Source organism: Rahnella sp. AA (assembly GCF_002834385.1).
In the GTDB taxonomy this organism is placed as follows: Bacteria; Pseudomonadota; Gammaproteobacteria; order Enterobacterales; family Enterobacteriaceae; genus Rahnella.
The window spans coordinates 571,750-595,785 of the sequence record NZ_PITQ01000002.1 but is presented as its reverse complement, the minus strand read 5'-3'; the positions used below and the strand labels follow the sequence as shown (position 1 = coordinate 595,785).

The following is a 24,036-nucleotide window of genomic DNA, read 5'->3' as shown; positions in this document are numbered from 1 at the left end:
GATTTTAGCGTTTGGCCTGTTGCAGCCACTTATCCAGTTCATTGGCGAATTGCTGGCGGTCACGTTGATTAAGCGCAGGCGGTCCGCCGGTTTGCACGCCGCTGGCGCGCATGGTGTCCATGAAATCGCGCATGTTCAGGCGCTCTTTGATGGTTTCCGTAGTGTAACGCTCGCCGCGCGGGTTCAGCGCTACGCCCCCTTTTTCGATGACTTCCGCCGCCAGCGGAATATCCGCAGTGACCACCAGATCACCGGGTTCGGTGCGTTTGACGATTTCGTTATCGGCGACGTCAAAACCCGCTTCGACGCGCAGGGTTCGCAGGAATTTCGACGGTGGTGTGCGGATCGTCTGGTTCGCCACCAGCGTCACCATCATGCCGGTGCGTTCGGCGGCGCGGAATAGCACTTCTTTGATTACGTTCGGACAGGCATCGGCATCAACCCAGATTTGCATCAGCGTTTCTCCCCGTTCAGCCAGTCGCGAACCGGCAGGAAATCGGTGTACAGCGCGGCTTCCGGGCTGCCCGCTTCCGGCTGATACCCATATTCCCAGCGAACCAGCGGTGGCATGGACATCAGAATCGACTCCGTGCGTCCACCGGTTTGCAGGCCGAACAAGGTGCCGCGATCCCACACCAGGTTGAATTCTACATAACGGCCACGGCGGTAAAGCTGGAACTGGCGCTCACGTTCGCCCCACGGAATGGCTTTGCGTTTTTCGACGACCGGCAGATAGGCGTCGGTGAAGCCGTTGCCCACGGCTTGCATAAATGCAAAGCAAGTGTCGAAATCAGGCGTATTCAGATCATCAAAGAATAGCCCGCCGATGCCGCGCGCTTCGTTACGGTGTTTGATAAAGAAGTAATCGTCACACCATTTTTTGTATTTCGGATACACGTCGTCGCCGAACGGCTGACAAAGTTGTTGTGCGGTCTGATGCCAGTGGCGTGCGTCTTCTTCAAAACCGTAATAAGGCGTGAGGTCAAAACCGCCGCCAAACCACCAGACAGGTGCTTCACCGGGTTTTTCCGCAATAAAGAAACGCACGTTGGCGTGGCTGGTGGGCACGTAAGGATTGAGCGGATGAATGACCAGCGAAACGCCCATCGCCTGGAAACTGCGACCCGCCAGCTCCGGGCGATGCGCGGTGGCTGACGCGGGCAACGTGGCACCGGAAACGTGCGAGAAATTCACACCAGCCTGTTCGAAGACTGCGCCGTTGGTCAATACCCGGCTCTGGCCACCACCGCCTTCTTCGCGAACCCACTGGTCTTCGGCAAACTGGTTTTTACCGTCGGCTGCAGCCAGTTGTCGGCAAATGTTGTCCTGCAAACTGAGCAGGAAGGTTTTGACTTGCTGGATGTCAGGGATTGATTGGTTCACGGGCAAACTCACAGACGTTGACTGAAAAGACATTCAGCGCCTTGCGGGCGCTGAATGATAGAAAAGTGGCTGTTATTATATACCCAAAATCATTCGAGTTGCAGGAAGGCGGCAAGCGGGAGCATCTGCGGCCCGAAGGATGAAGGTTATCGTGGCTTACGCTCGTTGGCGTCGAAATAACTGAAGAAATTTACGATGCCTTGTGAGATAGCCTGAGCAATCTCACGGCGGAAAGCGGTCGTGCTGAGTAACTGTTCTTCCTGATGGTTAGTGATAAACGAGGTTTCTACCAAAATCGAAGGAATTGATGGCGATTTCAGTACGGCGAACGCGGCCTGTTCTGTCTGCTGGCTGTGCAGATGGTGGATCGGGCGGATCCGGTCGAGTACGTGATGGCCGAGCGTCAGGCTATTTTTGATGGTGTCAGTTTGCACCAGATCAAACATGATTTGTTGCAGGTAATTGTTGTCTTCCTGGGCATATTTCGCGCCAGCGACCAGGTCGGCATCGTTTTCTTTTTTCGACATGTAGCGCGCCATTGCGCTGCTTGCACCGCGGTTGGACAGCGCAAAAACGGAAGCGCCGGAAGCGCTCGGGCTGGTGTAGCCATCAGCATGAATTGACACGAATAGATCTGCCTGATGCTGATGTGCCAGTTCAACGCGCTGATACAGTGGAATAAAATGGTCGGAGTCTCGGGTCAGCCTGACTTCAATATGGCTTTGTTCGCCAAGGAATTCACGCACGTAGTTAGCAATCTCCAGCACCACGTGTTTTTCTTCTGAACCTTCATGGCCTACAGCCCCGGAATCGATGCCGCCGTGGCCGGGGTCAATCATCACCAATTTTTTCGAGCCTGGCGGTTTGGGGGCTGGTGCGGATTTTGTAATGTGTTCCTGCTGAGCCGCGCTGGCGGAGCGGGAGCCAAACGCGGCAATCGCTAAACCGAGCCCGGAAAGCAATAACTGGCGACGAGTCGCGGCGGCAGGAAGAGGCTGGAAATGCAGAAATTTGTTCAGAGGATTTAACATCAGTCCATTACCGTCATAAAAAATGCAGAATGCCCTATGTTATAGAGTATCTTTTTTATAGTTTCGATCTGATAACTATTACTTTTTATGAATATTGTGTCGTATATGAATATATTGGCGAGTAAATATTCGTTTAGATAATGATTTGCCTCTTCTTTTATATGCTTGCTGATCGGCTGGCAAGAGAACCGTAAACTGCACAATCTGCTATTTTGGTGTTGCGTATCAAGCAGATCACGCGATAATTACATAAACCCCTATTAACAGCGGCGAACAGTGATGGAAATTCGCGTATACCGTCAAGAAGATTTTGAAGAAGTCCTGACCCTCTGGGAACGATGTGATTTGCTGCGCCCGTGGAATGACCCTGAACTGGATATTGAGCGCAAAATAAACCACAGCCCGGAGTTCTTTCTCGTGGCGGAAGTGGGTGGTGAAGTGGTGGGTACTTTGATGGGCGGGTACGATGGCCACCGTGGTTCTGCGAACTATCTGGGGGTTCATCCGGATTACCGCGGGCGCGGGATAGCCAATGCACTGGTCAATCGTCTTGAAAAGAAACTGATTGCACGCGGCTGCCCTAAAATGAATTTAATGGTGCGTGCCGAAAATGATGCGGTAGTCAGCATGTACGAAAAACTGGGTTACGAGATTTCAGATACGTTATTGCTCGGCAAGCGTCTGATTGAAGATCAGGAATACTGAACCCGGTTTTCCCGAATAAAAGCCCCGACGGATTCATCACTGTCGGGGCTTTTTTACATTCAGAGTTTACTGGATGATTTTGACGGTTTTTACGTCTACCTCAACAGAGTTCCAGTCTTTATCGACTTTGCCTTCAATGCGGATTTTATCTTTTGGCGAGACGTTTTGCCCCTGCCAGCGTTTACCGTCAATTTCGACATTGAGGGTGCCAGTATTATCGCGGAAAATGTATTTATCATGATCGACACGTTGATCGAGGAAACCCTCGAGCATGATCCATTGATCATCTTTCATTGTCTGTGCATCTTTCACCGTACTGAGCGGTGTGGTACCAGTGAAACCACCCTGAGTGGCTGGCTGCGTTTGAGCCTCTTGCGCCGACGGGCCGTTAAATCCTCCCGACTGTTCTGCAAAAGCCGCTGTCGAGCAAAGTGCAATGAGGGTTGCCAGAGTAATCTTCTTCATCATAATAGGTCGTCCTTAAATTAACGTTTCCAGGGTGCCGGCAATTATGACACCGTTATTAGTGTTGCCGTCCTGAGAAACAGTAAAGCAGATTGTTCTTAACAGTTTCTTAAGCTGTGTTGATTATTGTTTAATTTCACTTTATCTGAAGGAATGTGTTCCCATTTTATGAATCCGGATGATTATAACGATCACGGTGTGTTGCGGTTACCACTGTGGTTCTGGACGATCTTAATTTTACAAGCGCGAACCTGGCTACTTTTTGTCATGGCCGGTGCGTCACGCCAGCAGGGCAGTGATTTACTGAAGCTGTTTTATCCTGACCCGCAGAGTTTTTGGTCTGGCATGCTGCTCGGATTACCCCCTGCGCTGGTTTTTCTTCTCAGTGGTCGTCGCCACGCCTGGCCACGTATCTGGCAGGCTGGTTACTGGCTATTGCTGGCAGGAATGTTCGTCACTTTTGCCTTGCAAGGATTAGGGCTCTGGCAAAGCACCGATACGATTTCGGGTGTCGATATCGTTCTGGCTCTGCTGGATGCGGGCGCACTGGCCTATTGGTTGTTAAGCCGCCGTTTACGCGCCTGCTTTGATGCCGCTTGTCGCCTTGCCTGACCTATATTCCCTGGTCGGGCTGAACTTTTTCGCAAAGCCAGTACTCGAACTGGCGCTAAACAATAATTGTTAAATAATAAATTCACTGCCGGTTTATCCGTCAGGCCACACCGGCCAACGGGAACGGGGAGTAAAGGAGTGTATCGAATGACTGTTCGCCTACGGGTTCGCCCGGTTTTGCTGGTACTGCCGCTGATCCTTTCGGGCTGCTCGTCGATGTCAAATATGTCATGGCCCAGCTTTTCATGGTCGAGCATGAATCCGCTTAACTGGTTTAGCAGCAGTCTGACGGTCAGTGATAAAGGTGTTGGCGGTATTACGGCGGGTACGGCACTGACAGAAACGGCCATCAAAGAAGCACTGAATGGCGACTACAGCCTGCGTAGCGGTATGTCGATGAGTGACGGAAAGATGCTGAGCTTTTTCCAGGCGATGGATGGCAAAGACGTAAAAATGTCGATCAGCGGTGAGCCAAAAGGCAACGTGCAGCGTGTTGACGTGGTCGATCCTAAAGTCGAAAGCGAATGGGGCGTTAAAATTGGTACTCAGTTCAGCAGCCTCTACAGCAAAGCATTTGATGTATGCAGTAAAGGTGAGGGCGATGATGCCCAGAACGTAGAGTGTAAAGCACCGCAAAGTTCTCACGTTACGTATGTCTTCAGCGGCATCTGGCATGGCCCTGAGGCGCTGATGCCTTCTGATGATGCGCTGAAAGACTGGAAGGTTAGCAAAATAATCTGGCGCGCCAATCCTATTCAGGCAACGTCAGCGCAATAAACCCCCACTTTTTAGTCTGCAAAATCCTCAATGCCTTGCCTTCGCGCAAGGCATTTTTACTGACATCCGGTATGATATCTCTGGTCAAATAAACGAGGATGATAAGATGACTCAGGTTCAGAGCGGCATTTTGCCCGAACATTGCCGTTTCGCGATTTATATTGAAGCGAAAGCTCAGGGTGACCTGGATGCGCTGCGGCAGGGTTGCCATGCATTTGTGGCCGTACTGGAAGACATGCAGAAAAAATTTCCCACCGACCATCTTGGCGCCGTCGTGGCGTTTGGTCACGATGTCTGGCGCGATTTATCCGGCAACCAGGGCGCAGACGAGCTGAAGTCTTTCGCCCCGTTGGGTAAAGGCCTGGCTCCGGCGACGCAGCGTGATGTGTTATTGCATATTCAGTCACTGCGCCACGATGTTAACTTTGCACTTGCACAGGCCGCGCTGAAAGCGTTTGGCAGCGCGATTGTGGTTGAAGAAGAAACCCACGGTTTCCGCGCCCTGGAAGAGCGTGACCTCAGCGGTTTTGTCGACGGCACCGAAAATCCGAAAGCCGACGCCCGTGCGCAGGTTGCCATCATTCCCGAAGGTTCTGTGGACGCAGGCGGAAGCTACGTGATGGTTCAGCGCTGGAAACATAATCTGGTGCAATGGGAGCGTTTCTCCGTACAGCAGCAGGAAGAAGTGATTGGCCGCACGAAAGATACCGATGAAGAATTGGATCCGGAAACGCGCCCTGAAACTTCCCATGTCAGCCGCGTGGATCTGAAAGAAGAAGGCAAAGGCCTGAAAATTCTCCGCCAGAGCCTGCCTTACGGCACCGCCAGCGGCGAGCACGGCCTGTATTTCATCAGCTATGCCGCGCGTTTGTGGAACATTGAGAAACAACTGCTCAGTATGTTTGGCGATCTGGATGGCAAGCGTGATGCGATGCTGCGCTTCACCCGCCCGGTAACAGGCAGCTATTATTTCGCACCTTCCCTGACCCGTCTCCGGGAACTCTAAATCCCGCAGCGCGCCCTGTTTTTGGGCGCGCTGTTGTACCCCCTTGCATTTCTCCCCCTAGTTGTTAATGCCTTATAGCTTTTCATGCTTGAAAATCACCAAATGGTATATAAAACCGTTACAGCCTGACTGCCAGTTATAAATACACTGTGTGATATTGAGCGGCTATTATTTGCGTCGCATATCGGTTCATTCACCTAAGGCTGAGCATGAAAACGACTGGTTTTGCTGGAAATTTGCTGAAAGGTTCACTGGCTGCACTCTTGCTGACCAGCGGGGCGGCGTCTGCCACCGAATTGCTGAACAGCTCCTACGACGTCTCTCGTGAGCTTTTTGCCGCGCTGAATCCGCCGTTCCAGAAACAGTGGGCGGATCAGAATAGCGGCGACAAGCTGGATATCAAACAGTCGCACGCCGGTTCTTCGAAACAGGCACTGGCCATTCTGGAAGGTCTGAAAGCGGATGTAGTCACCTACAACCAGGTGACGGACGTCCAGATTCTGCATGATAAAGGCAATTTGATCCCCGCTGACTGGCAAAGCCGTCTGCCGAATAACAGCTCCCCATTTTATTCGACCATGGCGTTTCTGGTGCGCAAAGGAAACCCCAAAAATATCCACAGCTGGGATGATTTAGCGCGTCCCGGTGTCGCGCTGGTATTCCCGAATCCCAAAACGTCCGGGAATGGCCGCTATACCTATCTCGGTGCGTGGGGCGCTTACAACATCGAAGACAACAAGAATACCGCACAAACCCGCGCGAAAATGGCGAGTTTCCTGAAGAACGTGCAGGTGTTTGATACCGGTGGCCGCGGCGCAACTACCACGTTTGTAGAGCGCGGTCTGGGTGATGTGTTAATCAGCTTTGAGTCAGAAGTGAATAATATCCGTAAACAGTATGGCGATGATAAATACGAAGTCATTGTTCCGAAAGTCGACATTCTGGCTGAGTTCCCTGTGGCCTGGGTCGACAAAAATGTCGAGAAAAACGGCACGGAGAAAGCAGCAAAAGATTATCTGAATTACTTGTGGAGCCCGCAGGCGCAAAAAATTATCACCAGTTTTAATTACCGCGTGTATGACAAAACGGCGATGGCGGCGGTAAAAGGGCAGTTCCCGGAGACTCAACTGTTTAAGGTTGAAGATCAATTTGGTGGCTGGCCGCAGGTGATGGAAACCCATTTCAGTACCGGCGGTGAGCTGGACAAACTGTTAGAGCAAGGTCACCAGTAATGTTGTTGACGAGCAAACGCGTATTACCCGGATTTACCCTGAGCCTCGGCAGCAGCCTGCTGTTCGTCTGTCTGGTTTTATTACTGCCGCTGAGTGCGCTGGTGATGCAACTTTCCCAAATGACGCTGGCGCAATACTGGGATGTCATCACCAATGGTCAGGTGGTGGCGGCTTATAAAGTCACGCTGCTGGCGGCGGGAGTAGCGAGTATTTTCAACGGATTATTCGGCATGCTGATGGCGTGGATCCTGACGCGCTATGAATTCCCGGGCAAAAGCCTGATTGATGGCCTGATGGATTTGCCTTTCGCTTTGCCTACTGCTGTCGCTGGTCTGACGCTCGCGGGGCTGTTTTCCACCACGGGATTTTACGGCCAGTGGCTGGCGCATTTTGATATCAAAGTGGCTTATACATGGCTGGGTATCGCTGTGGCGATGTCATTTACCAGTATTCCATTTGTGGTGCGTACCGTGCAGCCGGTGCTGGAAGAGTTAGGCCCGGAATATGAAGAAGCGGCTGAAACACTGGGCGCGTCCCGCTGGCAGAGTTTTCGCCGCGTTGTGTTGCCTGAAGTGATGCCTTCTCTGCTAGCGGGAACGGCGCTGTCATTCACCCGCAGCCTGGGGGAATTTGGCGCGGTCATTTTCATCGCCGGGAATATTGCCTGGAAGACCGAAGTGACCTCGCTGATGATTTTCATCCGCTTGCAGGAGTTTGACTACCCGGCGGCCAGCGCCATTGCGTCGGTGATCCTTGCGGCGTCGCTGCTGTTGCTGTTCGCGATTAACACCTTACAGAGCCGTTATGGCCGTCGTCTGGGAGGCCAGTAATGTCTGATATTCCGGCTTTTGAAGGCGAAACCCGCCAGCGTATCGACTGGGTTAAATGGCTGCTTATCGGCACCGGCGTGCTGATTTGTATCCTGCTGCTGGTGATCCCGATGATCAGCATTTTTGTGCTGGCGTTTTCCGATGGTATCGCAGCGGTCTGGAAGAATCTGTCGGATTCCGACATGTTGCATTCCATCTGGCTGACCGTGCTGATGGCGCTGATTACCGTGCCGGTGAACCTGATTTTCGGCACGCTGCTGGCCTGGCTGGTGGCGCGCTTTAACTTCCCGGGGCGTCAGCTGCTTCTGACACTGATCGACATCCCGTTTGCCGTCTCGCCGGTGGTGGCCGGTTTGCTGTATCTGCTGTTCTACGGCACCAACGGCCCGCTCGGCGGCTGGCTCGATGCGCACAACATTCAGTTTATGTTCGCGTGGCCGGGCATGGTGATGGTGACGATTTTCGTGACCTGCCCGTTTGTTATCCGTGAGCTGGTGCCGGTGATGCTGAGCCAGGGCAGCCATGAAGATGAAGCCGCGGTGTTGCTCGGGGCGTCCGGCTGGCAGATGTTCAGCCGCGTGACGTTACCCAATATCCGCTGGGCTTTGCTGTACGGCGTGGTGCTGACCAATGCCCGTGCGATTGGCGAGTTCGGTGCCGTGTCGGTGGTGTCCGGTTCTATCCGTGGCGAAACCTACACGCTGCCTTTACAGGTTGAATTACTGCACCAGGACTACAACACCGCGGGCGCGTTTACTGCCGCCGCGCTGCTGACCCTGATGGCGATTGTCACACTGTTTCTGAAAAGCGGCCTGCAATGGCGTCTGAAGCGCCACAACGACCGTCTTGAGCGGGAGGAAAATCATGAGCATTGAAATTAACGGTATCAACAAATACTTTGGCCGCACGAAGGTGCTCAATGATATTTCGCTCGATATTGTTTCCGGTGAGATGGTTGCGCTGCTCGGGCCATCCGGCTCCGGCAAAACGACTTTGCTGCGCATTATCGCCGGGTTAGAGAATCAGAGTTCCGGGCATTTGAGCTTCCACGGCAAAGATGTCACGCGCCTGCATGCGCGCGACCGTCAGGTTGGCTTCGTCTTCCAGCATTACGCATTGTTCCGCCATATGACGGTGTTTGACAACATTGCGTTTGGTCTCACCGTTCTGCCACGCCGTGAGAGACCGAATGCTGAAGCTATTAAGCAGAAAGTGACTAAATTGCTGGAAATGGTGCAGCTTAGCCATCTGGCGAACCGTTATCCTGCACAGCTTTCCGGTGGTCAGAAACAGCGTGTCGCGCTGGCGCGTGCGCTGGCCGTGGAGCCGCAAATCTTGCTGCTTGATGAACCTTTTGGCGCGCTGGATGCACAAGTGCGCAAAGAACTGCGCCGCTGGTTGCGTCAGTTACATGAAGAGCTGAAATTCACCAGTGTGTTCGTGACCCACGATCAGGAAGAGGCGATGGAAGTTGCAGATCGCGTGGTCGTGATGAGTCAGGGAAATATTGAGCAGGTGGGCGCGCCGCAGGAAATCTGGCGTGAACCGGCGACCCGTTTCGTGTTGGAATTTATGGGCGAAGTGAATAAAATCGGTGGCGAAATTCGCGGATCACAGCTGTATGTGGGGCCGTACCATTGGGCACTGGAAAACCCACCTTTGCATCAGGGCAATGTGGATTTGTTCCTGCGCCCCTGGGAAATTGAAATAACATCACAAAGTACAGCGCGTTGTCCGCTTCCTGTGCGGGTGCTTGAAGCAAGCCCGCGTGGTCATTTTTGGCAGTTGATTGTGCAGGCAGAGGGTTGGCATAACGAACCACTTTCCGTTGTGCTTTCTGAAAATCGTACGAATAAGACACCTCAACGCGGTGATTATTTTTATGTAGGCGGGCTAAATGGGCGCCTTTATGCGGGGGACCAACAGCTACAATCCATTGAGCTGGCAAAGAGTGCCTGATTCCTATTAGTGACAGAAAGTAGCATTCAGCTACTTTCTGTGCCCCTGGTTATCCATTCCTTCCTATCTGTTGACTCTTAAGGCTCAACCTCAATAATTGGGTTATATAAAACCTAATTCAATCTATCATCATAATTTATTTTAAGAATACGTCTTTGTTTTTACTCTTACCAATAAGTTTGTATTATAAGAGTTGTTTTTCAAGTTTTGAAAAGATAAATATATAATTAATTAAACCCAAATAAATGTGTTTTTTATATGTATATTGAAAATTAATAAGCTATATTTTTGTGTTGATAATTGTCTTGAAAAAGAAAATGCAGTATGTATACTCCCCAAGCATTAGGTGTGTTGGAACTGTGCAATTACTAAAATTTAGGTATCCCAAATTATAGAAATGCATAAGTCATGGATGTCGCGTTGAGGTTAGTATGAAAAAGTTATTTATTCTATTTGTATGTTGTTTTGGCTTTTTATCGGGCTGCGCTAATAAATCACTGCCCATTCAGCAGCAATCTAAACCAGGAAGCCAGGCCTGCTTAAAAGAGTTTACTGCTCTGGGGAAACTTGATCCTGCTGCATATTTAATGTATTCGAAGCAATTTGCAGAGCTGAATAAGAGTTATGCTACTTTCAAATCAGAAGGCGATAATTTAAATAAAGATGCGAAAGAGGTTCTCGGGCTTGAACTGGATGCAAAGTTGCAATTAGTCTGCGCCAGAGTTAAAAATGCAGCTTTCCACAGCATGCAGAATAGATCTATTGCCTTAAATAATCTCTGATAATTTTTCATGGCAGTGAGTGGCGTCCTTAGTTTATTTTAAACGAAAATCCCCGGTGCGTTATGTGATGCGCTGGCTATGATGTTACCAAAAATAACTATACCCTCATCTCAGAGATGGGTATAAATCATTATGTTGGAATCAATCCAGTAATTAAAAAACCTACCAGAGAATAGAGTGGGTTAAGAATAAGAAGTAAAGAGTAGGTAGTAAGTAGTGAAAGCAGTAATGGTTTGTATCAATAGTAGGGTCTTAATGTGGGCGGTTTATAAAATAATTTGCCTGAATTCCTTCTATTCTGATGAAATGAATGACGAATAGGTTATGACTGCAGAACTGTTTTATTCACATGCTACATAAGAAATAAAAAACTTTTATATTATGGAAAATATTATGAATAATTTTGTATGGAAAATGAAAGCTAAAGCAAAGCGTTTCGCTGAACTTAAAAAACAACGCGGTATGAGCTTGCTGGAAGTTATCATTGTCTTGGGCATTATCGGCACCATGGCAGCAGCGGTCGTTATTCTGGCACAGCGTGCATTCAGCAGCCAGGACATTACCGATCTGGTGGATAACACCAACTCAATACGTGTTGCTGCGGGCAATGCTTACCATGATGAAGGTATCTATCCAACGGAAGTCGGTAATGCAATTAATCTGACACCAGCGACTATTTCAACCCTTAAAGGTGCTGAAGCGCCTATGGTAGCGACTCTGGTTCAATTGGGGCAACTTAGCGCATCAGAAATCAAAAACGGTATCTCCGGTGACTACTTCCAGATGCAGGGCGTGAAACTCACTACAGATGCGGAGGCCGATTCCACTAAAGGCTTCATTCTTGATATCAACGGGCTGGATGCAGGGGAATGTCGTAGCGTGCTGACTCAACTGGGTAACCAATGGGACTATGTTGAAGTTTCAACAGCGGCAGCGGGTGCTAATCCAGAGGTGCCAGGGGCTCTTGATACAGATCTTGCTGCTGCAACGGCAGTTGAAGGTGTTCTGAGAAGTCTGGTTGCAGGTGGTGACGCTACCATTACTCCTGAACGTGCCGCACAAGCATGTAATGATAACTCAGATAACGCCGTTATCTTAGGCAGCAAATAAATGTAGTTTTCCCCTCCCTGTACAGGGAGGGGATTATCGTAGCAATAATAAAAGGTAGACATCCGGTGCGAAAGGGAAATTCTGGTTTTTCACTTCTGGAAATAATCATCGTTTTGGCACTGATCGGCATAATGTTAGTCATGCTGGCGCACTATAAAAAGAAACAAATTGATGAGGCAGCGCGCCAGATAATTGCGAATGCTGTGGTACAGGAAATGTACGGTGTATTAAAGTTTGTTAATGAAGATGAAATTGCGATGGATAACTCCGCAACACCATTAACGAATCCACTATATACACTGGATAAAGGTAGCGTCGATTCATACAAGAATGTCTATTACAAACGTGTGAAAAATACGGGATTACTTGATTCAGTACAAACAACAGATTATTTAGCGTGGAAAGGTACAAGCTCAAAGCGCGCCTATTTTACGAATAAAAGTTGTGACGGTTCTACCGGAGACCCGACGAAAGGGCAAGTTAACCGAAACTTTGAACAGGATTATATCCACTGTAAATTAATACCGATTGCTGAAAACGGAAGTATGCAACTCGAACGTGTGGATTTAGTGGGAAGTGCTACTGAAGCTCTGGCTGTCGATCGGGTAGATTTTTTTGTCAAATTCGTTCCAGATGTTAAAACAGATTATTTATTTTTCGAAAATTATAAACCCGCTTTTGATCTGGCCATGGCAAATTATAAATTTAACTATAAACAAGCTGTCGTGGTGAGCCGGGTCAGGGGGGGAGCAGATAAAGATTGGAAAATTGTACTTGTCAGCAAAGCTGGAACAAACCAGGCAATAGATTTTGGTACGGTAGCTTCACATACTGGTGATCTGAAGAATTCTCAAAGTGTTGATTATGCTATCCGCTTTAGTTTTGAAACGGGTATAGGTAAATATGCAAAATCTGATGGTTCAGTCGGTGTCGATAAGATGTGCTGGAATATCAACACCCGAATGACCGGGCCATGCATAGAAGCCAACAATACTGACCGGCTGCAAATTTACAGCGGGACGGGAAGTTCGACGAATAAGCCTGGTCTGTGTTGGGATTCAAATGCTAACAAAAGTTTGCCCTGCCTTTCTGTCTCAGAAGGTGACAGTACCGGTGTTAATGGTGATGACCAGACCATGCATCTGACTACCGAAAAAGACAATAAGACGGTTACCGGGACTTTAATGGCGAATATTATTGTTGAAAACACAGGTAACGTTGACAGCAAGGGGCAGCCCGAATTACTGACCGTTCCGGTAATTGAATATCGTGCTTTTGGCAACGATTTTGATGATGCGAAAAAAGATACGGACTATTCGGGTAGCGTTAGTTCCGAATCCGGCACCATGACCGTAAATGTACAAAAATGCCCGGTAGCGCCAGGCGGAAGGGCAATGTACCCGAGGCTGGTTGCCGCTATTTCATCTGTGGGCGCCGATGTGGGCCTGGATAGTGATGAAGCTAAAAGTGAAAGCGACTTTTCAAATTTGGCACAAAACCGAACAAACCTGGGGGCCGTTGGGCGCTTAGCGGGTGTCGCTCTGCAGGTTAATTTAAACAGTGAGACGACATCCTGGACAGTCAGTGCATCGTCTGCGATCTACGATAATTTAACTGGCACTGGGATCAATTTAATTAACTCAAAATCAATATCAGTTGTCCTGACATCCTGGTGCAGCACGACAAAACAATAATTTCTTAAATTAAATCGACTGAGATAATTCAGTTTCAACGGAAATGAACGATTCGGGTATGTTTATGAGCATAAGGGACGCACAAAAATTACAAATAGCAATTGGCTACTGTTTGCTATTGTCATCAGTACCTGCGATAGCCACTGAAACAGGGTTAACTGCAGCACAGGTTCGTGATCCTTTTAGTGATAGCCGGAGCACTGATAATCAGACTGATTATCCTTCGGTATTGATGGCACCAGAATTCGAGTCAAACGTTACGAAAGCTGTAACACCCTCTCCTGTAACCACTGGAGCAGCGCCCGCCAAGGCTCAGGTATTAAAGACGCCTCTTGTGCCGGCCACATCTACAGCGGCGCCTTTGGTGAAAAGTTATGGGCTGACAACACCAGCCTCCACCAGTCCCTTTCCGCGAGCACTGGTATTACATGAAAATGTTTTGCTGAGTCAGGGGTTGAATCAGTGGGCAAAAGATTCGGGCTATAAGATGCTTTGGAACAGCTCAAAAGATTATCTCATCTACAGCACTATCACTTTTACGGGTAGTACAACAGATGATGTGCTTGGTGATCTGGGGAAATTATTTTCTTCAGAGAATTACGGTCTGGTTATAAAACTGTATCAAAAAAACAGAGTACTCATTGTTGATGAGCAGTGATACGCGAAATTAATGGAATGACTATGAAAACAAAAATTGGAATTTACTCGCTACTGTTTATTTTACAGGGTTGTACCTCTATTGACCAAAAGTATAATGCAGAGACATTAACCGACGGTAAAGATGGAAAATTGACTACACCGGATGATGTAAAAACGCGTCCATATCAAAAGTTTGATACTGCATTTCTCGGAAAAAAAGTCGACTATAATTCAAAGACTCAGGAACTCCTGGCAAAAAAGGTCAACATTCAGTCCTATGAACAAATGGATTTGAATACATTGATGAATGCCGTGTCAGAACAGACCGAAATTAGCTTCAGGCTGAATTATTCGGTACCAGGAACTGGCACATTAAAAGTTGATGAAATGAATGATCCGAAAAATGATACCCGGGGCGTGAATTTCAATGGTACTTTTGAAGAGTTTATGCGGTATATCGCGGCGTTGTATGATGTCAATACTCAATTAGATGACAACAATGTTCTGAAATTAGATCTCTACAGTTCTTATATTATTAAGATGGATTTTTATGGTGAAAATACCAAAACTGAATCCAGCCTTGATATCGCAGGAAACGCTTCTACCTCAAGCGGTGGGTTAAAAGGAAAGTCGGAAACTAAGTTTGATTCGTCTTACTGGGATGACGTCGATGATATGGCACAAAAGTACATATCCAGCGGCGTGTACACTATTTTCAAAGATGCCTCTATTCTGACGTTTTCCGGAAGACCTTCAGAGTATCGGGCATTAAATGATGTTCTTAATAAATATCAAGTAGATAATAATAAGCAGTTTGTTGTTACTTATAAAATATTTACCTTAGATAAAAATAAAATTAAAGATTTGGGGGCTGGAGCCACCATGCAGTACAAAGAAGGTGGAACAACCTTAAAAATTGATACTAACAAGGTCTTAAGCAATATGGATGGCGGTATGTCATTTGGCCGTAATTTTTATGCTGGTTCAGACCATTCACTTAATGTCAGCGCCCAGATGAACGCCTTGTATGAGATTACAGGGAATAAAGTTATTCAAAGTGGAACATTCGTGACACGCAATGGTGTCCCGATTCCATTAAATATGACTCAAACTCAGAACTATGTCTCTGGTCGCACTACCACGACAAATGACCTTACTGCAAATGAAGATATTGCGATCGAAACTTCTGAGTTAGTTACCGGTACTAGTTTTATTATTACTCCTCGTTTGCAAACCGATGGAAGAATAGAGGTGACGAGTGGTTTTACTAAACGTTACCTGAATGAAATTCAGACCTTTGATTTGGTCCAATTGCCTAAGACAACGACAACAGAAATGTATAATACGACAATGGTGTCAGCTGGAAGTTTGCTAACGGTTGCTAAATATGAAGCGCAAGAATCAAATGATGGTCACACGTACTTAATGCTGGGGGCCGATGCATCGAATAGTGAGTCTAATGTCACTGTCGTTGCTGTAGTCGGTATTGATTATTACCGGGCACCGACTTCGGCTAAGTGATCACTTATGATTGATTATTTATTCAGCCATAACATATTAACTGGTTTGTTCTGGGAGTCGGACTCTGCAGAGGGTAAAGGCTCTAATTACCAACAGTGGTTAAATAGAATCCGTAAAACACACAGCCAGCTGGTTTACACCACTGCGGATGGCGGATTACTTAAAGGGTATTCTGAAAGAAAATTTTCAGACCTTGAACCTTTTGCGATACTCGTCAGAAATGAATTAGGCGATGGCGTGTATCATTTCACTGCGGAGAATGACGGTGATGATGTTTATTTTCTTATCGTCAGAGACAATAAAATAATCGGTGGCAGTGACAAGGTAGTAACAAGGGGTTTTTTCGATGCCTTAATCAGCGAATTATCTGAAGGAGAGTTTGCTGAGCTGGGAATTAAAAAAATTAGCGAATCCTGGATAGAGAGTATCTCAGCGTTATGCCAGCAACGACAACTTGTCATTAAACGCAAACAAAAGTTATTTGTAATTGGTGTCGCTGCAGCAAGTGTGTTCTTGCTGGTTATTCTGGCTGTGTTGCTTAATATGATGCTTTCTTAGGTGATTTATGAACAAAGGATTGTATTTTTGGAAGACGAGCCGTATCCCCGGTAAAAAACAAGGGATTATACTTGCGGTATTACTTGCAATTATTCTTGGCTCTGTGTCTGGCTGGTATTATTTGGTTTATATCCCTCATAAAAAACATGATGAAGAAATACAGAAAAAGAAAGCTGATGTGGCGAACAAGATTAAAAAAATAGATGATTTCTATGAAGGGCAGTTAAAAGGCGGTGGGATTGAACAGTTCACCCAACTTCTGAATGAAATTTATCAAAGCAGGATGATTCTCGGATTGACATCATATGATGAGAAGTTGATTACCTGTAAACCAGATAGCTGTACTTTTGGATATGAGATATTAAAATCACATGTTTTTAATGTTCAGAAGAAAATTTTCTGGGGTAAGGAGTACTCGGCGAGTTTCTCTAATAAAGGGATTAATTTCTCCGGGATCCCATCAAATTTAAAAGATAATACCACGTTAACGAATTATCGTAAAAAACGAGATGTTGCTGCCGTAGATTGTGGGCGCTTACTTAATTACATTTATGCTTTTAACTCAATCAGTGATAAGTCAGATCAAATTATCATCGCGAAACCACCGGCATCTTCAGTACTTGATGTCGAGAGCGAGGTTAAATCGCAGAAAAAAAGTTATGGATTACTTTTCAGTACCTGGTCGATGAATGCCAAAAATGATCCTATTCATATCATGAGCATTTTTGAACGTCAGGCATTCAAAGAAAGTTTTATTATTAAAGGTATGGAACTTAAATCCAAAGCATTAAAGATTACAGGGAGTTTTGTATGCAAAAGTGGAAAGTAACGCTGTCAGTTCTGCTGATTTTAGGTTTTGTCTCTTCAAAGGTAAGTGCTGAAACCCAGACACCTGCAAGTAATATTATGACTAAAAAAGCGGAGCAGGAGGAATTACCTGTTCCTGTTCAGGATCATATGATTGAAATGATGCAAGATGACTTCTCATTTCAAAATCAGAAGCGTGCGTTAGCTAATGAACTTGAATTAGAACAATTGCGTAGCGCCATTCAAAAAGTTAAGGGTGTTACTGCCCCGGTACAAGAAGTGCATGTAGAAGCTGCACCGGTCAGAGAGAATTTACCTGATGAGAATAAAGTGGTTGAAACTGTAGCATTGCCGAAGGTGCTGTTAGTTTCTGAAATTGGCGGGATATCGCGCGTTGCCATTACGTCTAACAACGTTGTCAAACTGGTTAAGCTTAACGAAAAATTCACGTTAGATGGGCATGATTTTATTGTTGCTAACTCAGGGCATAATATGCCTTCAGTTAAGGAAGTTCACCCGTGAGTCTTGATTTTCTTTGTATCGAAAATGATTCCGTCATGACCGGAGAATGGCGGTTTGTTGAGTATGAAGAAGATTTAATTACAGGGTCTATTGATGAAAGTGAATATTTAATAATTCGCCAGCCATTATTAGAGAAACTAACCACATTAGACAGTGATATATACAGGTTAAATTCTCTCTATGGCTGTAATATTTCCGGCGTTGCCAGGATCTCTGAGGATGACTATTATCGCGTTCTGGAACAGTCATCGGTTAATAAAAAGAGATTAAATCTCACAGATAACAGTGAGATCCAGAATGCTCTGGAAGGTATCCTGCTCAGTGCGGTTAACTTAGGGGCCAGTGACCTTCATATCACACGCAACGATAATATTGCACAAATAGAATTGCGGGTAAACGGTGTACTAAGCACTTTTATGCAAATGAAAGCGGACAAGTGTGATGAACTGGTCTTTGTGCTTTATAACGTAGAGGCAAACACCAAAGATACGACCTGGAACCGTGCGATACCCCAGAGTGCAAATATACTTTATACGCTTGCAAATAGAAACTATCGTTTTCGTTATGCGCATTTCCCAATTTTTGGTGAATCAGCGGGTTGTTATCATGCCGTGTTACGTATTATTGCTTCCGGAATACAGAAAGCCGCTGTTGCAAGTCTGGACAAATTAGGTGTCTCAGATGATGAATTATCAGATATTAAAAAAATATTAAGCAACCCTTATGGGGCTTATATTATCGCCGGGACGACCGGTTCGGGTAAATCAACGACGCTGAAAAACCTGATGGAATGGCTGCAAATAAATCGTTACGACGATAAGGGCTGCTTTTTAACTGTTGAAGATCCCGTTGAATATCAGATTTATGGCGCTAAGCAAAGTTCCGTTCTCAATGCGGATGGCGGTGGGTTTCATATGGCGATCAAATCAGCACTTCGCCGTGACCCGGATGTGCTGATGGTGGGGGAGATTCGTGACAATATTTCGGCGAATGCTTTGGCCGGGGCTGTAGAAAGCGGGCACTACTGTTTCACAACAGTTCACGCCGGCAATATTGTTTCACTTTTACAGCGCTTATCTGCCTTAGGGATCACCAGTGATAAATTGTCCACACCGGGTTTTGTTGCGGGATTGCAATGTCAGAAACTGATCCCTGTGATTTGTGATCATTGTAAGGAAAGCAAAAGCATTACCATTCTGGATAAAAAGTTTTCTGTTTTCACCCGTCATCATGATGGGTGCCCTAAGTGTAAATTTACCGGGATTTCCGGGCGTCAGCTTGTGCTGGAATATATGCGGCCAGGTTATGACGAGCTGGAAGCTATTTCTAAGCAGGAATGGCTAAGGGTCTATACAATCTGGCGCGCAAAAAGAAAAATGATGCCTTCTTTATCTGAAGGATTTGAAATAAAAGAAAAAGTTATGGCCAAAGTTCTTTTGGGAAAAGTATGTTCTGCGTGGTTTGACATGGAATTTGGTTCTTTAGAAAACGAAGCGCTGGAGGTGATCCTTGAGAAAATTCAGCAAGTCTAACCGGTTATATTTGTATCAGTTTTGTGCTGATATGATTAATGCGGATTTACCACTTTATGAATCTTTACTCAAACTCGAGAGTGATGGCAAAAAACTTCTTGGGAAAGGTTTTATCGTAAAACTCAATTTTTTAATTGATAAAATGAAAGCCGGTATTTCAATCGCTTCCGTGTTCCAGGGGTTAGTCCCGCAGGATGAATTGAGTGTTATCCACGCTTCTGAGCGAAGCGGTGGTCTTGCGGATGGTTTCCTGACATTAGTCAGCATGATTAATTATAATGACATATTACGTAAGCAGCTTATTTCAGCCATAACATTTCCAATCATTATGCTTTGCATGGCACTTATCGTGATCACCGGTTATGCCCTGAAAGTATTTCCTGCATTTGAAAAAGTTGTGCCGGTTATTCATTGGCCGAAAATAACGCAGTTGCTGTTTGCATTTGGGAATGCACTTTTTCATGGTCTGTGGTTTATTATTTTAATGTGTGCGATTGCTATTTTCTTCTTGCTACGTTTTCTGATGGGGAACTTAACAGGCATCTTTCGCGATAAATATTTAGACAAAATACTGCCATTTTCCACATTCAAACAAATAGCGGCTTCTGTGTTTTTGAATAACTTAGCCAGGATGTTAAAAAACAACATTCCGATTAACGACAGCCTGAATATTATTGCTTTGAACTCTAATCGCTGGCAGAAATCGCATGTGAATTCTATGTTGAGTAAAATGACGTCTGGCGCCAATTATGGTGACTCATTAAATACGGGGCTTTTTGGCGCAGAAGAGTTACTCAATATTACGCTTTATTCAAGTTTGCCGTCATTCAACGAGGTGCTCACGGCCGTTTCTGAACGGTCGCGTGTAAAAATCCAGGAATACATAAAGAAAATATCGGGGTTATTAAAGTCGCTATCTACTTTAATTCTTGGTGGTTGTGTTATCTGGGTATTTTTAGCGCTGTATGCCCTGACCGATGCGTTGTCTAAAATGTCGCAGTATTAATTACAAAGGATGTAAAGTCATGAAAAAAATTAAAGTACCTATGTTAAAAATAACATCAGTTCTCTTAGGGTTAGGCATGTGTAGCATAGGCTATGCCGCTGAGAAAAGTACGACTGATGAGAGCGGTGGTAGTTTTAAATACGTTGAACCAACGGGGGGGTACTCCAATGGCAAGTGCCCATCACCGTACGATCCTTTGAAAATAGTGTTGATAAATAATACTGATCCTGCAAACTTTGCTAATGGTAATGCTAATGCCGTCTGGGCCAATATATATTATGTAGGTTTAGATAATAGACCATACTATGGCAACTATTTGGGATATAATGCTCAAAAGAATACACCAACATTCCCTGCCGAAGTTAAGGGCGTTCCAACCCCTTCAGGGAAATATTACTCCTATAAAAATAGCGATGTCTCAGGGCCTATTGTCGCTTCTACATTTTATTCGTCAAACCCCGGCGTAGAATTCGGTGGAACCTATCCAGCGAGAAGTTGGAGTTACAACCCTGGGGGATTACCGCCGAAAGGATACGATGGATATGATGGAGGAACTGTACAATCTGGCGAAAGTTACGATGACCTGGTAAAAAATCCAACATTTGGTTCTTATACAAAAGTCTTTACCATTAATAGCTTAATTGATGGCAACAATCAAATGGATTACAAAAGTCAGAATGATGTTATTTTGCCAATGCGGAGTTTTTCCAGAATAAGAATAGAAGTTCGCGTTGGGTTAGATAAAAATCCGGTAGATATGACTTCTGATACAGGTCTTTATGCTGTAAGTGCAATTGTAGCAAGATGGGAAGCTTATGCAGTCAATGATAATAATGGTACGGTATTAAAAGTTGTAGATAGTTGGGTAAAAACAAATCTTGAAGGTAATGTAACTCTCTCTGGCGATGGATTTGCCGATGACTCTATGAAGCGTAATGGGACAATTAATATTTTGCCAGCTGACGCCTTGGTTATTAATATGAAAGGCTCGTGGAAATTCCCCAAAGATTCTGATGGTAAGACGAATAGTAAGTTTTTTGATGGAAGCAAAATTACATTAAGTCGTCTGAAGATACGCCAGCCAACTGAAACCGATGGCAGACCTATGTCCTCGGCAAGTGCTCAACCTTTAGTAACCTGTGACTAACGAGATAGAGGTTTTTTGTGGCCGAATTTATATTATTTTCCAGTTATCCAATACTGGCATTAATAGTCGGGCTGGTTATTGGGAGTTTCCTCAATGTGGTGATCTATCGCCTGCCATTGATGATTTTATCCCAATATGATGAAGAGGAGAGTATTAAGCCAGTGAATCTCTGGTGGCCACCTTCTCATTGCCCGCAGTGTGAAAAACCAGTGTTGAAACGGGATAATATACCGGTCATCAGTTGGCTTTTGCTGAAAGGGAAATGTCGGTTTTGTAAAACTGACATTTCCCCACAGTATCCGATCACTGAAGGCGTGGTGGGTTTGTGGTTTCTTTTTATGTCGATGTATTTAGTCCCCCGCGTTAGCGTGACTGAGTTTGTGTTCTGCATGGGATTTTTTTGCATCTTATATACGCTGGCTGCAATTGATGTCAAAACTCTTTTTCTGCCTGACCCTCTGGTATTTATGCTGCTTTGGGGCGGTATTCTGGCTTCAGTGTTTGGCATTATCCCCGTGAAACCACAACAATGTATTTTAGGTGTGGTTGTTTCCTGGGGATTAACATACACCGTAATGGTGCTCTATGAGAAACTGCGGCATAAAGAGGGTTTAGGCTACGGTGACGTGAAATTATATGCAGCCGTTTCTGCATGGTTAGGATTAGATTTTCTACCGGAACTTATTTTAATCTCGGCAGTGCTGGGTGGTTTCTTCTATCTGGTTATGTGGGGATATTATGAAAAAGTCCTGCGCGTTTCAGAAAGCCCGTTAGTCAAAGAAAATAACTATATTCCTTTTGGCCCGGCGATTGCGGTTGCAGCATTAATTCTTTTCCATGTGAGCGTTGTGTCGTGATAAAGATTGGGCTGAAAAGTTTATGGATGATCATGATCTGTTCGCTGTCAGCCTATGCAAGTGTTCAGACGGACCCGGCAGACGGTGTTTCGCCGCTTCGTTACAACGGCCTGCTCTCATTTAGCGCGCCGCTAACCATTCCGCTTCGGGTGACCTCGGGTTTTGGTCAGAGGTTTCATCCGGTGACTTTGCATTATGCCGGGCATAACGGCACTGATTTTGCGGCACCTCTCTACAGCCCTGTCCTCGCGGTTGAAAGCGGGCAGGTGACTAAGTTGGGCAGTGACCCGATTTCAGGCCGCTATCTGGTGATCAAGCACCAAAATGGCTGGGTGAGTAAATATCTGCACTTAAGCGTGTTTGACGTGCGGCTTAACCAGCGTGTGGAAAAAGGTCATGTGATCGCACTTTCTGGCGCTTCGGGCAGAACCACCGGGCCCCATTTGCACCTGGAGATCAGCTACCGGGGGCAGTTGCTGGATCCTGCGCTTGTTTTTTCGCCTTCTCCATATCGTCGTAATGTTCAGGTCCCCTTGCCGAAAAAGGATCGCATTAAGAAGGAGCCTGCTGTCCCTGAGGGGCCGCGCATTGTGTTTATCGTTCAACGTGAGGGTAAACCCAGAATTGGTATAAAGAAGGGCAACAAGCTTGTTTATGCGAAACCAGGTGACAAGGTTTTCAATGAATTCAAAGTGGTAAGCACGGGGAAACGTTACAGCCTGCAACGGTCAGGTCACTAATTTTCAGTTCGTTGATCCCGTTCATCCCCGATAAGGCTGACAACTGTTTGCCAATCATTCTTCCTGCTGTTAATTTTTCTTCAGTAGCAGGCTTAAAAGCGGCCATTAGGTCGCTTTTTTTACGTCTGAATCCTCTTAACTTCGTATTGGCATAGTCAATAACGCCCGGTAATAAGGCAAATATTGTGAGTACGCTCGAACATTACATCGGTAATACACCGCTGGTGAGATTACAGCGGTTACCCAAAGATCTGGACAGCGAAATTTGGGTCAAGCTGGAAGGTAATAACCCAGCCGGTTCGGTAAAAGATCGCGCGGCATTGTTTATGATTGAACAGGCGGAAAAGCGCGGCGAAATCCGCCCGGGTGATACGCTGATTGAAGCCACCAGCGGTAATACCGGGATCGCGCTGGCCATGATTGCCGCGCTGAAAGGTTATAAGCTGAAATTACTGATGCCGGAAAACATGAGCCTTGAACGACAGGCGTCGATGCGGGCTTATGGCGCAGAGCTGCTGTTGGTCAGCCGTGCACAGGGCATGGAAGGCGCGCGGGATCTGGCGCTGGATATGGAAAGGCAAGGGCTGGGAAAGGTGCTGGACCAGTTTAATAATCCGGACAACCCGCTGGCGCATTTCACCACCACCGGCCCGGAAATCTGGCAGCAAACGCACGGGCGGCTCACGCACTTTGTTTCCAGCATGGGGACGACGGGCACGATCACCGGCGTCAGCCGCTTTTTGCGCAGCCAGCATGCGGGCGTGCAGATTATTGGTCTGCAACCGGCCGAAGGCAGCAGCATTCCCGGCATCCGCCGCTGGCCACAGGCCTATCTGCCCGGCATTTTTAATCCTGAGCTGGTGGACGAGGTGATGGATATGGGGCAAGGCGAAGCAGAAGACACCATGCGCGCACTGGCACGCGAGGAAGGGCTCTTTTGCGGTGTGAGCTCTGGCGGTGCTGTAGCAGGCGCGCTGCGCGTTGCCAGAAGCCATCCGGGCAGTGTCGTGGTGGCGATTATCTGCGATCGCGGTGATCGTTATTTATCGACTGGCATTTTTGATGTCTAATTCTATATTCATCTGTTGAATGTAAAATTAGAGTAAAAGCGGCTGCGTAAT

At 46.5% G+C, this 24,036-nt stretch carries 26 protein-coding genes; 22 read left to right on the top strand and 4 right to left on the bottom strand.

The features are described from left to right. Positions 1 to 4: 4 nt before the first annotated feature. From CWS43_RS07535 to amiA, 3 genes are all read right to left on the bottom strand, one after another. Complete coding sequence (locus tag CWS43_RS07535) at positions 5 to 454, bottom strand: YaiI/YqxD family protein (RefSeq protein WP_101076283.1); 450 nt, start codon at positions 452 to 454, stop codon at positions 5 to 7. After that, the gene (gene hemF, locus CWS43_RS07530) at positions 454 to 1,416 is read right to left on the bottom strand and encodes an oxygen-dependent coproporphyrinogen oxidase (protein WP_101076282.1); all 963 of its coding nucleotides are present in this window, start codon (positions 1,414 to 1,416) and stop codon (positions 454 to 456) included. The genes CWS43_RS07535 and hemF overlap by 1 nt, the downstream gene beginning before the upstream one ends. Before the next feature lie 113 nt (positions 1,417 to 1,529). Further along, the gene (gene amiA, locus CWS43_RS07525) at positions 1,530 to 2,414 is read right to left on the bottom strand and encodes an N-acetylmuramoyl-L-alanine amidase AmiA (RefSeq protein WP_101076281.1); all 885 of its coding nucleotides are present in this window, start codon (positions 2,412 to 2,414) and stop codon (positions 1,530 to 1,532) included. A 279-nt stretch (positions 2,415 to 2,693) separates the two neighbouring features. Here amiA and CWS43_RS07520 point away from each other — a divergent pair, with 279 nt between their 5' ends. Further along, entirely contained in the window at positions 2,694 to 3,119 is a 426-nt protein-coding gene (locus CWS43_RS07520) for a GNAT family acetyltransferase (RefSeq protein WP_013574419.1), read from the top strand. Positions 3,120 to 3,185: 66 nt separating this feature from the next. Here the strand turns inward: CWS43_RS07520 and CWS43_RS07515 are convergent, their stop codons facing one another. Continuing rightward, entirely contained in the window at positions 3,186 to 3,584 is a 399-nt protein-coding gene (locus CWS43_RS07515; RefSeq protein ID WP_198555799.1) for a YgiW/YdeI family stress tolerance OB fold protein, read from the bottom strand. A 168-nt stretch (positions 3,585 to 3,752) separates the two neighbouring features. Between CWS43_RS07515 and CWS43_RS07510 the strand changes: the two genes are divergently transcribed. The 21 genes from CWS43_RS07510 (at position 3,753) to cysM (ending at position 23,985) form a co-directional block, all read left to right on the top strand. Next, positions 3,753 to 4,196 carry a DUF2919 domain-containing protein gene (locus CWS43_RS07510; RefSeq protein ID WP_101076279.1) on the top strand — a complete coding sequence of 148 codons (444 nt, stop codon included), beginning with the start codon at positions 3,753 to 3,755 and terminating at the stop codon, positions 4,194 to 4,196. A 147-nt stretch (positions 4,197 to 4,343) separates the two neighbouring features. Beyond that, positions 4,344 to 4,973, top strand: coding sequence for an RpoE-regulated lipoprotein (locus tag CWS43_RS07505; protein WP_101076278.1), 630 nt, complete (start codon positions 4,344 to 4,346; stop codon positions 4,971 to 4,973). Between the two features lie 106 nt (positions 4,974 to 5,079). Beyond that, positions 5,080 to 5,979, top strand: coding sequence for a Dyp-type peroxidase (locus CWS43_RS07500; protein ID WP_101076277.1), 900 nt, complete (start codon positions 5,080 to 5,082; stop codon positions 5,977 to 5,979). Positions 5,980 to 6,188: 209 nt separating this feature from the next. After that, positions 6,189 to 7,211, top strand: coding sequence for a sulfate ABC transporter substrate-binding protein (locus CWS43_RS07495; RefSeq protein WP_101076276.1), 1,023 nt, complete (start codon positions 6,189 to 6,191; stop codon positions 7,209 to 7,211). Next, entirely contained in the window at positions 7,211 to 8,041 is an 831-nt protein-coding gene (gene cysT / locus CWS43_RS07490; RefSeq protein WP_101076275.1) for a sulfate/thiosulfate ABC transporter permease CysT, read from the top strand. The genes CWS43_RS07495 and cysT overlap by 1 nt, the downstream gene beginning before the upstream one ends. After that, positions 8,041 to 8,916 (top strand): sulfate/thiosulfate ABC transporter permease CysW, encoded by an 876-nt coding sequence (cysW, locus tag CWS43_RS07485; RefSeq protein WP_101076274.1) that lies wholly within the window; start codon positions 8,041 to 8,043, stop codon positions 8,914 to 8,916. The genes cysT and cysW overlap by 1 nt, the downstream gene beginning before the upstream one ends. After that, positions 8,906 to 10,000: a sulfate/thiosulfate ABC transporter ATP-binding protein CysA gene (gene cysA, locus CWS43_RS07480; RefSeq protein ID WP_101076273.1), complete on the top strand. Its 1,095-nt coding sequence runs from the start codon at positions 8,906 to 8,908 to the stop codon at positions 9,998 to 10,000. Before cysW ends, cysA begins: the two co-directional genes overlap by 11 nt. 431 nt (positions 10,001 to 10,431) lie before the next feature. Beyond that, positions 10,432 to 10,782, top strand: a complete 351-nt coding sequence (locus tag CWS43_RS07475; RefSeq protein WP_101076272.1) for a hypothetical protein — start codon at positions 10,432 to 10,434, stop codon at positions 10,780 to 10,782. A gap of 393 nt (positions 10,783 to 11,175) precedes the next feature. After that, the gene (locus CWS43_RS07470) at positions 11,176 to 11,892 is read left to right on the top strand and encodes a type IV pilus major pilin (RefSeq protein ID WP_157825358.1); all 717 of its coding nucleotides are present in this window, start codon (positions 11,176 to 11,178) and stop codon (positions 11,890 to 11,892) included. A 65-nt stretch (positions 11,893 to 11,957) separates the two neighbouring features. Next, a complete protein-coding gene (locus CWS43_RS07465; RefSeq protein WP_157825357.1) occupies positions 11,958 to 13,586 on the top strand; it encodes a Tfp pilus assembly protein FimT/FimU in 1,629 nt (542 codons plus the stop codon). Between the two features lie 43 nt (positions 13,587 to 13,629). Continuing rightward, positions 13,630 to 14,244 (top strand): TcpQ domain-containing protein, encoded by a 615-nt coding sequence (locus CWS43_RS07460; protein ID WP_232776744.1) that lies wholly within the window; start codon positions 13,630 to 13,632, stop codon positions 14,242 to 14,244. Between the two features lie 23 nt (positions 14,245 to 14,267). Next, on the top strand, positions 14,268 to 15,746 hold the full coding sequence (locus CWS43_RS07455) for a type II and III secretion system protein (protein WP_101076269.1): 1,479 nt from the start codon (positions 14,268 to 14,270) through the stop codon (positions 15,744 to 15,746). A gap of 6 nt (positions 15,747 to 15,752) precedes the next feature. Beyond that, entirely contained in the window at positions 15,753 to 16,304 is a 552-nt protein-coding gene (locus tag CWS43_RS07450; protein ID WP_101076268.1) for a hypothetical protein, read from the top strand. A gap of 7 nt (positions 16,305 to 16,311) precedes the next feature. Then, on the top strand, positions 16,312 to 17,133 hold the full coding sequence (locus tag CWS43_RS07445; RefSeq protein WP_101076267.1) for a hypothetical protein: 822 nt from the start codon (positions 16,312 to 16,314) through the stop codon (positions 17,131 to 17,133). Next, complete coding sequence (locus CWS43_RS07440) at positions 17,115 to 17,633, top strand: hypothetical protein (RefSeq protein WP_101076266.1); 519 nt, start codon at positions 17,115 to 17,117, stop codon at positions 17,631 to 17,633. Before CWS43_RS07445 ends, CWS43_RS07440 begins: the two co-directional genes overlap by 19 nt. A 35-nt stretch (positions 17,634 to 17,668) precedes the next feature. Further along, complete coding sequence (locus tag CWS43_RS07435) at positions 17,669 to 19,165, top strand: ATPase, T2SS/T4P/T4SS family (RefSeq protein WP_369825853.1); 1,497 nt, start codon at positions 17,669 to 17,671, stop codon at positions 19,163 to 19,165. Further along, positions 19,143 to 20,171 (top strand): type II secretion system F family protein, encoded by a 1,029-nt coding sequence (locus tag CWS43_RS07430; protein WP_101076264.1) that lies wholly within the window; start codon positions 19,143 to 19,145, stop codon positions 20,169 to 20,171. The genes CWS43_RS07435 and CWS43_RS07430 overlap by 23 nt, the downstream gene beginning before the upstream one ends. 19 nt (positions 20,172 to 20,190) lie before the next feature. Further along, entirely contained in the window at positions 20,191 to 21,318 is a 1,128-nt protein-coding gene (locus tag CWS43_RS07425) for a hypothetical protein (RefSeq protein WP_101076263.1), read from the top strand. Between the two features lie 17 nt (positions 21,319 to 21,335). Continuing rightward, positions 21,336 to 22,175, top strand: coding sequence for an A24 family peptidase (locus CWS43_RS07420; protein ID WP_232776729.1), 840 nt, complete (start codon positions 21,336 to 21,338; stop codon positions 22,173 to 22,175). A 32-nt stretch (positions 22,176 to 22,207) separates the two neighbouring features. Further along, positions 22,208 to 22,915, top strand: a complete 708-nt coding sequence (locus CWS43_RS07415; RefSeq protein WP_157825356.1) for a M23 family metallopeptidase — start codon at positions 22,208 to 22,210, stop codon at positions 22,913 to 22,915. A gap of 185 nt (positions 22,916 to 23,100) precedes the next feature. Further along, positions 23,101 to 23,985: a cysteine synthase CysM gene (cysM, locus tag CWS43_RS07410; protein ID WP_101076261.1), complete on the top strand. Its 885-nt coding sequence runs from the start codon at positions 23,101 to 23,103 to the stop codon at positions 23,983 to 23,985. Positions 23,986 to 24,036: the final 51 nt, after the last annotated feature.